The following is a 12,867-nucleotide window of genomic DNA, read 5'->3' on the forward strand; positions in this document are numbered from 1 at the left end:
CATTTTATTATTTTTTGAATTTATTCTTTAATCTCTTCAGCTTTAAATTTTAGCTTTTCTATTGCTTTCTTCAGGTTTTCTTTATTGGTTTTTTCTGTTTTATAAGTAATACTTACTTTTTGATTTTTAAAATCCACTTTTAAGTTTTTAACACCTTTTTCGAAAGGGATATTTTTTTCGATTTTTCCTGCACATCCCATGCAGTCCATTTCAACTTTAAAAACAACAGTTTCTATTTTCTTTTCAGATTTATTGCCTGCATAAGCAGTGGCCGAAATAATAACAATGCTTAGAGCTAAAATGCTTCTTTTTACAAATTGCGATAAGTTTTTCATGTTTTAAATTTTATTGATTTAAGATTTATTATTAATGTGATTTTATTCGATAGTTAAGCGAACTCCTAAATAAAATTTTCGTTCCTGTATAGGGCCCCAAATCATTGAAGCATCAAAATGTTCTCCGAATGGATTGTTGGCACTAATTATAGGATTTTCTTGCGTGTAGTTCCCTATGTTTTCAGCGCCCAGATACAATTCCCAAATTCTAAATCTCTTGGTAACCTGTGCATTCATAATGGCATAGGCCGGAGACTCTTCTCTTCGCTGAAATTCACTCGGATTTTCTTGTGTTGAAGGAATTCTCATATCTCCATTAAATTGAGTGGTAAAATCGAATTGCCATTTGTTAAAATTGGTAGCATACGATAAGTTTATTAATCCTTTGTATCGGTTTACGTATGGTACTTTTTTAAATTCGTTGTCGATATCGGCTTTCACATCCGAGAAACGAATGGCTGTGGTTACATTAAATCTTTCTATTGGCTCAAATTTTAGCTCTACCTGATAGTTGTTAGCCCACGATTTTCCATCCAGATTATAAAAACGAACCGAGTTTACGCTGTAATCTAAATCGGTAACTACCTGATTATCGAAACTTGTTCTGTAGAAATCAGCTGATAAGGTAAATCCTTTTTCAAACAGATCGAAATATTGAGTAAGGCTAAACCCAAAATTCCAGGCTTTCTCTTGTTTTAAATTATCTGATATATCAAAAGATCGGTTCGAAGCCAGTAAAAAGCTGTTTTCGGCTATAGGGTTTGAGGTTCTTCTTCCGCTACCCGCAGCCAAACGCATAGTTGATTTTGGAGCAAACTGATATCTGAAATGAATACGAGGTGTTACAAAATTGTCATAAATATTGTGTGTGTCGTAGCGTAAACCCGTTTGCAAAGTAATGTTTTCGTTTGGCAACCATGTGTATTCTATATATGCACCAGCAACTTTCTCGGTTCGATTTGTTCCCAGATTATCACCGCTTAGGTAATCTTTAAAATCATCGTAAACAAAAGATAAACCAGTAGTATACTTGTGTTTCAGATTTCCAATATAAGATTGAAACAATAGGTTTGCATAGAAATACTTCTGTTCTGCATTGTAATTTCTTAATCCGTAAAACGAATTTTGTTCATGCGAAGCAAAGTTGGTAATCAGAGCAATACTTTTGTCATCATCTTCAGGGAAAATGTAACCAAACTTAGCGAAGGCTTCATATCTTCTGGTATCAATGTTAATTCTGTAGGCATTGTCGATGTTATTAGCTTCGTTTTCATTAAAGCCCTTTTGTCCGCCAATACGCTCTTCATCGATAAATTTTCCGCCAAATTGAACTTTAAAAAACTGACTTGCATCCCAATTCCACCGGTTAATAAAATTGTATTGTTTCACCATAGGGTCATCTAAAAAGTGATCGTGATTGTGATCAATTTCCTTATCATTATCCTGAGCATGAGCTAAAATTGAAGTGCTTAATTTTGGCGATAATTTTGCTGACGTAATGATATTTGCTTCAGACATACCCATGCTGTTGGCAAAAATATTGGCATAAAATTTAGGAGATCGCTGTGGTTTTTGATACTCAATGTTAATTTGTCCTGTAATTGACTCATAACCATTAATAACAGATCCTACACCTTTCGAAACCTGAATTGATTCCATCCATGGGCCGGGAACATAAACCATACCGTATACCGAAGCTAATCCTTTAAAATTCGGATTTTTCTCAGTCATCATTTCAATATATTTACCGGTAAGTCCCAGTAGTTTTATTGATTTTGCTCCCGTTGCAGCATCAGCATAGGATACATCAACCGAGGCATTAGTTTCGAAACTTTCGGATAAATTACAGCAAGCAGCTTTACAGAGTTCAGCTCCTGTAATGCTTTGCGATTGTATAGGGCTGTTGCGGTCGAGTACTGTACCTAATTTTCGCTTAGAAATAACAATTTCATTAAGAGCGATATTGGGACTCATTTCGACAATAATTTCATTTTTATTTCTTTGTTTTACAGCTATTTCTTTGGTTTCGTATCCAACAAATTGAACAACAAGAGTATTGGATTTACTGGTGGAGTTCAATTTAAAAACACCATCGGCATTTGTTGCGGTTCCAATAGTTGTATTTTTCCAGAATATTGATGCTCCTGCTAAGGGAATTACTTCTCCCGTTTTTTGTTTTTCAATAACTTTTCCTTTAATATTTTCGGCAATAGAAATTATTGGCAGAAGAGAAAGAATTATCGTTATAATTCTAATTTTCATACATGATATATTGATACAATTAGGCTAATAAAGCCTTAAATATTAGGCTTCATATTTAATTGTATATTAGACAAATAAGTGTTTGATTTATTATTGCGAGATATTAGATGCCCGCAAAAATATGTAGTCAGAAAGTTTTGTTGAAGTATCAACAAATAAAACAACAGATATTTTCCCTGAACACTTCTTTGTAGCTATAAGTACAGGGATATTCGAAATCGTATTTTGCGATTTTAGGAGTAATTATAAGCTCTAAATTGGAAGAATAAGTTTGAAATAAATTTATTTCCAAAGCAATAGGAGCTTTACTATTTTCAGTAAGTGTTGTTGTTGGATTGGTTTTCAGATAAATAAAGTCATAATCGCAGGAAAAACAGTTTTCACAACTACATAAACTTTCTTTAGAATCGTGAGTGTGATTATGACTTTCGCAACAACAATCGTGTTCATTACTATCACTAAGATAATCGCAACCAATATTAAGTTGTATTTCTGAATGGTTACAGCTAAAACAACTGTGTTTTACAAAATGAATACCACAAAATCCTGTTAGGTAAAAAGCCAACAGAATCAAAGAAATTATATTTTTAAGTGGTTGTTTCATTTTTTTGCTTAAAACACGTTTACTTGATTGTACTATCTTTAATACAGACAAAATTAGAAAAAGGGTGAAAAGATTTTCTTTTTTATTTGTTAAATTTTAAAAATACCTCGAAAATACCTACTAGTAGGTACGGTTTAGCATTGTTTACGAGCCTTTCATCTTAAAAGTTTAAATAAAAAATAGAATTAAGATATATATTTAGGCTTTTAAATCATTCAGGTTTTTTTCAATTACCGACCTGTTTAAATTTTTACCAATAATTACAATTTTACTTTCTCGTTCTTCATTTTTATTCCAGACTTTTCCTACTGTAGTTTGTATTTGTGTGTGTACCGATTGAAGAACGATTCTGTTATCAACACCAGCAAGATTTAAAATCCCTTTTACCCGGTAAATCGTGTCCTGATTAAATTGTAGAAATGCATCCAGCCACATTCCAATTTTAAGCTGATCTAAAGGTTTATGGCTCGAATAACACATGCTTTGTATACCATGGCTATTGTTGTGATTACTTGTATTTTTAGCATTTTCAACACCCAAAATGTATTGATATACGTTCGATGCATCATAAGAAAAACGATCTAATAGATTCTTTGATTCTGGTTTTGAGTGTGCACAGTTTAAAATTTCGGCAAAATTATTTTGAAGGCGCAGTTTTTCTCTCAGCTCACTTATGCATTTTTGTTCCACCAAATCGGTTTTATTAATCAGAATAAGATCAGCAACAGCTATTTGTTTGTTTAAAATTTCTTCTTTCTCGAAATTGGCAGAGGCATTTAATGCATCGCATAGGCAAATAACACTGTCCAGTTCAAATTTTCTGCTTATTAAAGGATCACTAATGAAAGAAGCCAATATACTTCCAGGATCGGCTATACCGGTAGTTTCAATTAACAAATGATTAAATGAGTGTTTTGATTCAATCAGATTTTGCAATACCAAATACAATTCCTGATTTAGATTACAACAGATACAACCATTGCTAAGTTCAAAAATATCCTGGTTTTCGATATTTTCAACCAATTCAGAATCGATATTTTCTTCACCAAACTCATTCTCAATAATAGCAAATTTCTTATCAGGATAAATTTCTATTAAATGGTTAAGCAAACTTGTTTTGCCTGAACCTAAAAAGCCTGTAATTACTGTAACTGGAATTTTACTCATGTATTAAAATTTTTCCCAATGAACGATTTCGTCAAATGATTTTCTTTTTTTCACTGGTATATTGTTTTCTTTTGGATATCCCAGAGAAATAATAGCGATTGGCTCTATGTGTTTTGGAAGATTGAAGAATTCGCTACATTTTTCAACATAAAAATTACAAATCCAGCAAGTTCCCAGTCCAAGTTCGGTAGCTTGCAATGTCATGTGATCAATGGCAATTGCAGCATCAATATCAGTATGGTCTTTTCCATCAGCTTTTCTTTTCCAGGCTTGTTTGTGATCTCCACAAACAACAATGTAAACTGGAGCTTCATTAAACCAATCGCGATGATATATTTCGGAGAATTTTTTGTGGTTTTCAGTTTCGCGTACCACAATAAAATGCCAGGGCTGAAGATTAACTGCCGATGGAGCAATTTGTCCGGCTTCAAGAATCTTTATCAATTTCTCTTTTTCTACCTCCTTGCTTAAATAGGATCGTACAGAATAGCGATTCGATATTAATGATTTAAAATCCATCTTTTTTGTTTTAACGATTCAGATGCAAAAATGTAAAATAATTAGTCAATAGAAAAGGCCTAAATTGAGATATTCAGTGTTAATTGTTATTCCTGGCCTAAAGAAACTGATCTGTTCATACATTTTACTAACTTCGCGAACTTAAAATAATAGAATTTTGAAATGACAAAGGACCTGAAAAAAAATATCATGTACCAATACTTAATGTTATTGGTAATTGCCGCTACAGCAGGACATCAGGGCTGGCGAACATTGTTTAATAACTTGGCTGTTGATGAGGTTGGAATTAATGGATTTCAGGTGGGTGTAATACAATCGGTGCGCGAAATCCCTGGATTTTTAGCTTTACTGGTTGTTTATTTGCTTTTGGTAATTAAAGAGCATCGCTTATCTGCAATATCAGTATTGTTTGTTGGTTTAGGTGTAGCACTTACTGGTTTTTTTCCTTCCTTTTACGGATTGATTTTCACAACCCTAATTATGTCGGTTGGTTTTCATTATTTCGAAACGACAAATAAGTCGCTTACATTACAATATTTTTCCATTGAAAAATCGCCTTTTGTATTTGCTAAACAAAAAAGTTGGACTGCCATTGCAAATATTAGTATGGGAGCTTTTATTTATGGAATTTCTCATGTTTTATCTCTTCAATCGAGTTTTATTTTAATAGGCCTTGCAGTGTTTGCTATGGGCGTGTGGGCTTTATTCTGGAAGCCTACCGATAAAAATATTATACCTCAAAACAAAGGAATGGTATTGCGTAAAAAATATTGGTTATTTTATGTACTTAACTTTTTAAGTGGGGCACGAAGACAAATATTTGTGGTTTTTGCTGTTTTTATGCTGGTAGAAAAATACAATTATTCGGTAAGCGATATTGCTATTCTTTTTGTTGTGAATAATATTATTACCTATTTTATTTCACCATATATTGCAAGAGGAATTAATCGATTTGGAGAACGAAAAATGCTTTCAGCCGAATATTTTTTCTTGATTTTTGTGTTCATGGGTTATGCTTATATTGAGAATGGCCTACTTGTAGCAGGTTTATATGTTATCGATCATGTTTTCTTCGGATTTTCGATGGGAATTAATACCTATTTTCAAAAGACAGGAGATCAGAAGGATATTGCTCCATCAATGGCAGTTGGCTTTGGTATTAACCATATTTCGGCAGTTGTAATTCCTGTAATTGGAGGGTTTTTATGGATGATAAATCCTCAAATTCCATTTTTGGCCGGAGCAATTTTAAGTATAGTTTCATTGGGTTTTGTACAGTTAATAAGAACAAATAAATTAAAATAATACCAGTAGTAATAAGGAAATAAGCTTATTGTTGATTTTGCTACAATAGTTGACTCCATATATAATTGGTGTTTAAAATATATAAATGATATAATATGCAGATTAGTAAAGAGGTATATCAATCTTTAGTAGAGTTGTATAATAAAGGAATTCAAGAGAAAGATCCGAAAATTATTCGTCAGTTTTTAAACGATAATAGAGTAGAAGAGCTTAAAGGGGAAGCACAATTTTATCTTGAAATTTTACAATTGCGGGCTGGTTCTTTTTCCTTATTTGGAGAATTAAACGAGGCAGGCGAGGAATATGCAAAAGGATATTCTTCTTGTTCGAATTTTGGGAAATGGATTTACGGATTAAATTGGGCACTGCAATATATGGCCGAATTTTCTTTCAAGCGTGGCGACGAAAAAATAAAAGAAGCAATGCTTAAAGGTGGACAAGTGCTAGATAAAGCTTTACTTGATGTGCCTAAAGATAAATATCAGGAATTCTATAATTTAAGCTTGATAAATGTTCGTGCATTTATGCATTTGGTTGTCGGAAACAAAGAGGAAGCCATAAAGGTTTTCGATTCATGTAAATTTACACCAGTTCCAATTCCCGAGTATAACGATAAGGAATCGCTGCAGATGTTGTTTGCAAATTATACAAAAGGTTTAGCTGTTGCAATAGAACTTAAAGATGTAAAGTTATTGAAGAATCTGTTAAAAGTAATATCTATCGACGATCAGGTTTTATACAGCGAAGGGAATTTATTCCGTGTATTTTACGAAACATTGGTTAGTTCTTTTGATATGCGTGCCGAATTTATAACCGAATTTAATGCCATGTTTAAAATTAAAGATGCATTAGAACCGGTATGTCCAAATTTTGCAAATTTCTTAGGTCTTATTGGGGAACAGGATTTTGATAAGCTTGATGTATTTTTCGAAGAGTTTAATAAATAATAGCAAACATGAGTGATATTTGTTATTGTGGAAAATTAGTAAGCTACGAAAATTGTTGTGGTGGCATTCACAAAGGTTTAAAATTAGCCGAAACGGCAGAAGAACTGATGCGAAGCAGATATGCAGCATTTGTAACTGCCAATATCGATTACATTTTAAATACTTATACTCCTGAAACTCGACCAGTAGAGGAAAAAGAAGAAATATTAAACTGGGCAAAATCAGTAGAGTGGATTAAATTAGAGGTGCTATCTACTGAAAAAGGAATGCAAAACGATAAGGAAGGTTTTGTAGAATTTAAAGCATATTATCGCGAGAATGGCATAGAACAAGTATTACATGAAAATTCTTTTTTTAGGAAAGAAAATAATAACTGGATGTATGTTTCGGGAGAATATCCAAAAACAGAACACAAGAAAAAATTACCAGGCAGAAATGATCCTTGTTTCTGTGGAAGTGGTAAAAAATACAAAAAATGCTGTTATGGTAAATAATATCATGTCCATATAAATAAAAAGCATAGGGCAATTTTTATTTATAATGGAACGAGATAAAATGGGGAGTCAATTAATGATTCCCCATATTTTTTAAAACAGAAAATGTCTTGTCTATATCGGCATCGTTAACTACTAAAGTAAATTCGTTAGTAGTAGAAACTACTTCTTGTATGTTAATACCAGCCCAGGCAATGTTTTTTAATATAAAATAATAGAAACCAAGTTGTAAGCTATTTGTTGCCGGAAGCTTTAAGGTTACCGAAGATAGTCGCTCGCTTTTGGATACAAGCTCTTCGCCTGAAAATGCTTCTTCAACTTTTTGCTGAAGCGAACTGGAAACTACCAAATTCGATTCAAATACACCTTGTACCATGGTATAAAAAAACTCCTGATTAGGACCTATAGATTTTAACAATTCTGTGTGTTTTTCAATAAGGGTATTTGAATTTTTATAGGTAAAATCAACCAGATGCGACCTAACAATAATATCTCCTACATTTGTAATTACATCTTTTAATCCAGGATTAATTTTCACTTCTAAGTTTGGAGCTAATCGGTTTAATGCCATAATAATTGCACCAATTTTAACTGGTTTTTTTACACTTTGTTCAACTTGATTTTGTATCTTGCGAGCCAAAGACGAAATGTTGATTAATCCTTCGACTAATGCCTCAGCTAAAAATGGCTGAGAGCTCACAATTTTTTCTACAACTTGTGGAATTGTTATCATTTTTTTTAGTATTTGTTGAATTTCTCTACAAATATGTTGAAAAACTAACAGAATGTAGAAAAATTGAATAAATTTTCTAAAAATTTTATTGATCCCATCACTAAATCTATATTTGCAGGCATAAACCACAAGCCTACATTAACCAGTAGGATTTTTAATCAAGGAGTAATGCCGGTTAACAACTAAACAATTTCATCGAATAAATATTTTGTGAGATTTTTAGGAGTTAACCGGTATTATTTACTATTGTTCTGAAATAAATTCAGAATTTATTTATTAATGATATAGAGAAAATGAGAAAAGTTTGGCAAGGATCATTTGTTGCTGTGGTAACACCTTTTACGAAAGATAAAGATGTTGATTACCCAGCACTGGATGGTTTAATTAACTTTCATTTGGAAAATGAAACTGACGGAATTGTTGTATGTGGAACCACTGGTGAGGCAGCAACTCTTTCGAAAGAAGAATATACCGAAGTAATAAAATTCGTAATCGAGAAAGTTAATAAACGTATTCCTGTAATTGCGGGCACAGGTTCTAATTCAACCCATACAGCAATAGAAAACTCTCGCCTTGCAGAATCTCTGGGTGCCGATGCAGTATTACTTGTAGCACCATATTATAATAAGCCAATGCGAAAAGGCTTAAAAGATTATTTTACTCAGGTTGCGCAGTCTGTTTCTGTACCTGTAATATTATATAATGTTCCAGGTAGAACATCCTCTAATATACCTGCCGATTTAGTAGTAGAGCTAGCCATGGAAGTGGATAATATTGCCGGAATTAAAGAAGCCTCGGGTAATTTAGAGCAATTGGCATGTATTTTACGAGATAAACCAGAAAATTTTATGGTTTTTTCGGGAGACGATGCTTTGGCTTTCCCAGCAGTTTGTCTGGGTGCTGATGGTGTAATTTCGGTTGCAGCGAATCTTTTTCCTCAGGAGTTTCACGATTTAATAAAATATGCTTTAAATGGTGATGTTGAAAAATCACGAGAAATACATCTAAAATATTTACAAATTATTCAATTGTGTTTTATCGAATCAAATCCAATTCCTGTTAAAACAGGATTAAGCTTAATGGGAAAGGTGCAAGAAGAATTTCGTTCGCCAATGAGTACTATGGAGGAGGAAAACAAATCGCTTTTGCTGGTTGAACTTCAAAAGTTATTGGTTCAAACTTCAACTTACATGTCAGAAATAGAAGAGTTATAATCAGTAATAAAAATTATATTTACTATAATATTTCCTAAGCTACCTTATTTTTAAGGTAGCTTATTTTTTTATAAAAACTCTAAGTGAGTCTATTTTATTATTCTCAATTATTTTACTTACTTTTCAATTAGTCTATAATGATATTGATTTATAGGTGATTATAAATGATTTTTTTTCTGTATCTATATTCTTTAAAAAAAAACATGAACATATATTGAAACCTAATTGATATTATATAGTACAATAATCTGTAAAACAGGATATCTCTTTAAAAATAGGATAACCTTAAGAAATTTAAGTACTAATATGAATAAAGACTTACTCTTTGCATTAATACAAAATCCGAATCTAATTCCTGGAATTTATAACTATTGCGATGGTTGGTGTGAGCGTTGCGACTTTACATCAAATTGTCTTAATTATAAAATGATGGATGAAGGTGTTTCAGATGTTAAGTTAACAGAGAATGAAGCTTCTTCTACCATGGAGAATCTCGATGAAATGTTCGAGATAAGTATGGAGTTACTTAACCAGGCAGCAAAAGATTTAGGAATGGAATTGCCTAAAAAAGCGCTTCATTATGATGCTGATGAAGAGGAAGAAAAAGATGATTTGATATTTAAAAGCCAGTTAATGCTTCAGGCTGATAAATATTCCGAACTGGTTGATTCATGGTTTGCCGATTTTGAATCATTAATTCAAGTAGGCAATAATACTCTTAAAGAACTTTGCGACTTTACAGAGGAAGATGAAATGAATGAAGATGAAAAAATGATTTTTAATGTTTCGGAGATTATTCATTGGTATCAGTTCATAATTCCAAGTAAATTATTTAGATCATTACGAAGTAAAGCCAATACCGAAGAAACAGGAAATGAATTTTATAAACACGATAGCATTGCCTCGGCAAAAGTTGTCTTAATTTCTATCGATCGATCAATTGATTCCTGGAGCTTTTTCCTTAATCGATTTCCCGAATCAGAAGATCGAATGCTCCCAATTTTATTGCTTTTATCAGGTTTTAGAGCTTTGGTTGATAAAGTTTTTCCCGATTCGAAAGATTTTATAAGACCAGGTTTTGATATCTAACTGAATATGAGGGGTATATGATTTAAAAATAAATAATTGACTATTGTTAAAAAAAACTACGACCCATTAATTACTATTAAAAATTACAGTATGAGAAAGAATGTAATGTTTTTAGCGCTTGTTTTAACTTTATTCTCTTTAGAAGGATGTTTAGATAGCCCTAATATTGTTGAAGAGGAGGAAAATTTAGATGTAATGTCGAAGATGGATATTCCTTTCGATTTTAATTTTGAGACTGCTAAAGATATTGTCGTTTCATTTAGTGGAACAAAACAAACCAATTCAAATTTAGTTAAGTACACTGTTTATTTGTACGATGAAGATTATACTGATTCAGAGGTTACCTATACCGATGAGGCAGGAGAAGAGGTGACAGCAACCTTGCAAATTGCAAATGCTTTAAATAATAAAATTGCTACGGTAATAACCGACGAAAGTAGTTTTGAAAAAAATATTACCATTCCGGCATATTGTAATTCTTTGTACATTGTAAAGAATGATATGGGAATTTTTAGTTCTTCTATTGTTGAAGTGAACGGAACAACAGCTAAGTTTGCAAAGCATACTACAAAATCAACAGGCGAAACCGTTGATATTTTTTACGGTACAAATGGCAGTGGCGATCTTTTTACTATTAACGAGACTACAAATGAATTAACTGTTATTAGTTCGTTGCCCGACAATACAGGCAGTTATACATGTGCAATAGATCCCGTATCGCGAAAGCTTTATACCATAGGTAACAATTATCCAAATTATAGTTTGTATTGTTACGATATTGATGCAGGAACCTGGGAAACTAAAGGGTATGTTAGATCTGGGGGACCAAGATTAGGATATAATCGTAATGATGGTTTGTTGTATTTTTCTACATCAAAATATGTTTATGCTTTAAATCCATCTAATGCAGAAAAACTTGCAACCTATGTTATTAGAGGATTGGAAAGTACTTCGGGTGGTGATTTAACATTCGATAAAGATGGAGTGATGTATATTTCCAGTACCACAGGTTTATACCGATGCGATTTTAACGAGGGGAATACTATAGATGCCACTTGGATTAGTTCAGAGTCTCTTCCAAATTATCCTAATTCCTTAACATTTGATTCTAACGATGAATTGTGGTGGGCAACAGCAATTGGTAACGAAGGTCTAAATTTTATTATGGATAAAGTTACTGGAGGATGGGAAGCTCGTTCAACATACAGTACACTTATTCACGATTTAGCAACCTTACCTTACGATGAAGATAGTATTGAAGATTTAGATACTGACGGGGATGGTATTATTGATTTTTATGATGAATTTCCAGAAGATGCCGATAAAGCAACAACGACATATACACCATCGGTTTATGGTTGGGGAACTTATGCATTTGAAGATTTATGGCCTGCTAAAGGAGACTATGATTTTAACGATTTGGTATTGAACTACAGGTACACAAACGTTGAAAATGCTGATGGTAAAATTGTAGAAACAATAGCAAATTTCGTCATTAAAAATATTGGGGGATCATTTGTAAATGGATTTGGAATCCAGCTTAATATGGATGAATCCTTAATTAAGGAGGTAACTGGCTACAATCTTACTGAAAATATTGTGAATGTGAATAGTAAAGGCCTAGAAATGGAACAATCGTTCCCTGTTATTATAGCTTTTGATAATGCCTGGGCAAACAAAAATGAGTCTGATTTAGAAATTGTAATTACCTATAATGAGCCTATAGATGTATTGGGAAATATTAACCCTTTTATTTTTATAAATAAGGATCGCGGGCGCGAGTTACATTGTTCAAATATGGCGCCAACAGATTTAATGGATCAAAGTCGTTTCGGAACTTATGACGATAATAGCGATGTGGAGAAGGGGGTCTATTACAAGGGCAGTTATAATTTACCTTGGGGTATAGATATTATTCATGATTTTGCTTATCCAAAAGAAAAGTCGGAAGTAGTATTAGGATATCCTTATTTTAAGAATTGGGCCGAGTCAGGCGGAAGCGAGTATGACGATTGGTACAAGGAAAAATCTGGTTATCGTGATTATAATTATTTAGAAACGAATTAATATTAGAAATTAATAAAACAAAAAAAGTCGGGAACCACCCGACTTTTTTTATTCACTTTATAACCCTATTTACTCTATTTATGAAAAAACCACTTTTCCTTAATCTTACATTACAAATGTAATTGCTTAGG

12 protein-coding genes are annotated in these 12,867 nt (G+C 32.6%); 6 read left to right on the top strand and 6 right to left on the bottom strand.

Translation table 11 applies throughout. The annotated features are described in order from the left end of the window. Positions 1-20: 20 nt before the first annotated feature. From ACT3CE_RS09835 to ACT3CE_RS09855, 5 genes are all read right to left on the bottom strand, one after another. Complete coding sequence (locus ACT3CE_RS09835; RefSeq protein WP_444709597.1) at positions 21-335, bottom strand: heavy-metal-associated domain-containing protein; 315 nt, start codon at positions 333-335, stop codon at positions 21-23. A gap of 42 nt (positions 336-377) precedes the next feature. Further along, positions 378-2,597, bottom strand: a complete 2,220-nt coding sequence (locus ACT3CE_RS09840) for a TonB-dependent receptor (RefSeq protein ID WP_444709598.1) — start codon at positions 2,595-2,597, stop codon at positions 378-380. A gap of 148 nt (positions 2,598-2,745) precedes the next feature. Beyond that, complete coding sequence (locus ACT3CE_RS09845; protein WP_444709599.1) at positions 2,746-3,201, bottom strand: hypothetical protein; 456 nt, start codon at positions 3,199-3,201, stop codon at positions 2,746-2,748. A 198-nt stretch (positions 3,202-3,399) separates the two neighbouring features. Then, on the bottom strand, positions 3,400-4,368 hold the full coding sequence (locus ACT3CE_RS09850) for a CobW family GTP-binding protein (protein ID WP_444709600.1): 969 nt from the start codon (positions 4,366-4,368) through the stop codon (positions 3,400-3,402). Positions 4,369-4,371: 3 nt separating this feature from the next. Further along, positions 4,372-4,887 (bottom strand): nitroreductase family protein, encoded by a 516-nt coding sequence (locus ACT3CE_RS09855; RefSeq protein ID WP_444709601.1) that lies wholly within the window; start codon positions 4,885-4,887, stop codon positions 4,372-4,374. A gap of 162 nt (positions 4,888-5,049) precedes the next feature. Between ACT3CE_RS09855 and ACT3CE_RS09860 the strand changes: the two genes are divergently transcribed. From ACT3CE_RS09860 to ACT3CE_RS09870, 3 genes are all read left to right on the top strand, one after another. Further along, positions 5,050-6,192: an MFS transporter gene (locus ACT3CE_RS09860; RefSeq protein WP_444709602.1), complete on the top strand. Its 1,143-nt coding sequence runs from the start codon at positions 5,050-5,052 to the stop codon at positions 6,190-6,192. A gap of 95 nt (positions 6,193-6,287) precedes the next feature. Continuing rightward, the gene (locus tag ACT3CE_RS09865) at positions 6,288-7,139 is read left to right on the top strand and encodes a hypothetical protein (protein ID WP_444709603.1); all 852 of its coding nucleotides are present in this window, start codon (positions 6,288-6,290) and stop codon (positions 7,137-7,139) included. A gap of 8 nt (positions 7,140-7,147) precedes the next feature. Continuing rightward, positions 7,148-7,633 carry a YchJ family protein gene (locus ACT3CE_RS09870; protein WP_444709604.1) on the top strand — a complete coding sequence of 162 codons (486 nt, stop codon included), beginning with the start codon at positions 7,148-7,150 and terminating at the stop codon, positions 7,631-7,633. Between the two features lie 73 nt (positions 7,634-7,706). Here ACT3CE_RS09870 and ACT3CE_RS09875 read toward each other — a convergent pair whose 3' ends face one another. Next, positions 7,707-8,366, bottom strand: a complete 660-nt coding sequence (locus ACT3CE_RS09875) for a hypothetical protein (protein WP_444709605.1) — start codon at positions 8,364-8,366, stop codon at positions 7,707-7,709. A 293-nt stretch (positions 8,367-8,659) separates the two neighbouring features. On the opposite strand from ACT3CE_RS09875, the gene dapA reads away from it, so the two are divergent. The 3 genes from dapA (at position 8,660) to ACT3CE_RS09890 (ending at position 12,736) form a co-directional block, all read left to right on the top strand. After that, a complete protein-coding gene (dapA, locus tag ACT3CE_RS09880) occupies positions 8,660-9,580 on the top strand; it encodes a 4-hydroxy-tetrahydrodipicolinate synthase (protein ID WP_444709606.1) in 921 nt (306 codons plus the stop codon). A 306-nt stretch (positions 9,581-9,886) separates the two neighbouring features. Beyond that, positions 9,887-10,669: a hypothetical protein gene (locus ACT3CE_RS09885; RefSeq protein WP_444709607.1), complete on the top strand. Its 783-nt coding sequence runs from the start codon at positions 9,887-9,889 to the stop codon at positions 10,667-10,669. 90 nt (positions 10,670-10,759) lie between these two features. Further along, entirely contained in the window at positions 10,760-12,736 is a 1,977-nt protein-coding gene (locus tag ACT3CE_RS09890; protein ID WP_444709608.1) for an LruC domain-containing protein, read from the top strand. Positions 12,737-12,867: the final 131 nt, after the last annotated feature.

The organism is Marinifilum sp. RC60d5 (assembly GCF_052400665.1).
Classification (GTDB): Bacteria; Bacteroidota; Bacteroidia; order Bacteroidales; family Marinifilaceae; genus JBQTGK01.

Coding starts and splice junctions, on each gene's coding strand:
- ACT3CE_RS09835 (WP_444709597.1), bottom strand. CDS start 335: ATGAAAAACTTATCGCAATTTGTAAAAAGAAGCATTTTAGCTCTAAGC.
- ACT3CE_RS09840 (WP_444709598.1), bottom strand. CDS start 2,597: ATGAAAATTAGAATTATAACGATAATTCTTTCTCTTCTGCCAATAATT.
- ACT3CE_RS09845 (WP_444709599.1), bottom strand. CDS start 3,201: ATGAAACAACCACTTAAAAATATAATTTCTTTGATTCTGTTGGCTTTT.
- ACT3CE_RS09850 (WP_444709600.1), bottom strand. CDS start 4,368: ATGAGTAAAATTCCAGTTACAGTAATTACAGGCTTTTTAGGTTCAGGC.
- ACT3CE_RS09855 (WP_444709601.1), bottom strand. CDS start 4,887: ATGGATTTTAAATCATTAATATCGAATCGCTATTCTGTACGATCCTAT.
- ACT3CE_RS09860 (WP_444709602.1), top strand. CDS start 5,050: ATGACAAAGGACCTGAAAAAAAATATCATGTACCAATACTTAATGTTA.
- ACT3CE_RS09865 (WP_444709603.1), top strand. CDS start 6,288: ATGCAGATTAGTAAAGAGGTATATCAATCTTTAGTAGAGTTGTATAAT.
- ACT3CE_RS09870 (WP_444709604.1), top strand. CDS start 7,148: ATGAGTGATATTTGTTATTGTGGAAAATTAGTAAGCTACGAAAATTGT.
- ACT3CE_RS09875 (WP_444709605.1), bottom strand. CDS start 8,366: ATGATAACAATTCCACAAGTTGTAGAAAAAATTGTGAGCTCTCAGCCA.
- dapA (WP_444709606.1), top strand. CDS start 8,660: ATGAGAAAAGTTTGGCAAGGATCATTTGTTGCTGTGGTAACACCTTTT.
- ACT3CE_RS09885 (WP_444709607.1), top strand. CDS start 9,887: ATGAATAAAGACTTACTCTTTGCATTAATACAAAATCCGAATCTAATT.
- ACT3CE_RS09890 (WP_444709608.1), top strand. CDS start 10,760: ATGAGAAAGAATGTAATGTTTTTAGCGCTTGTTTTAACTTTATTCTCT.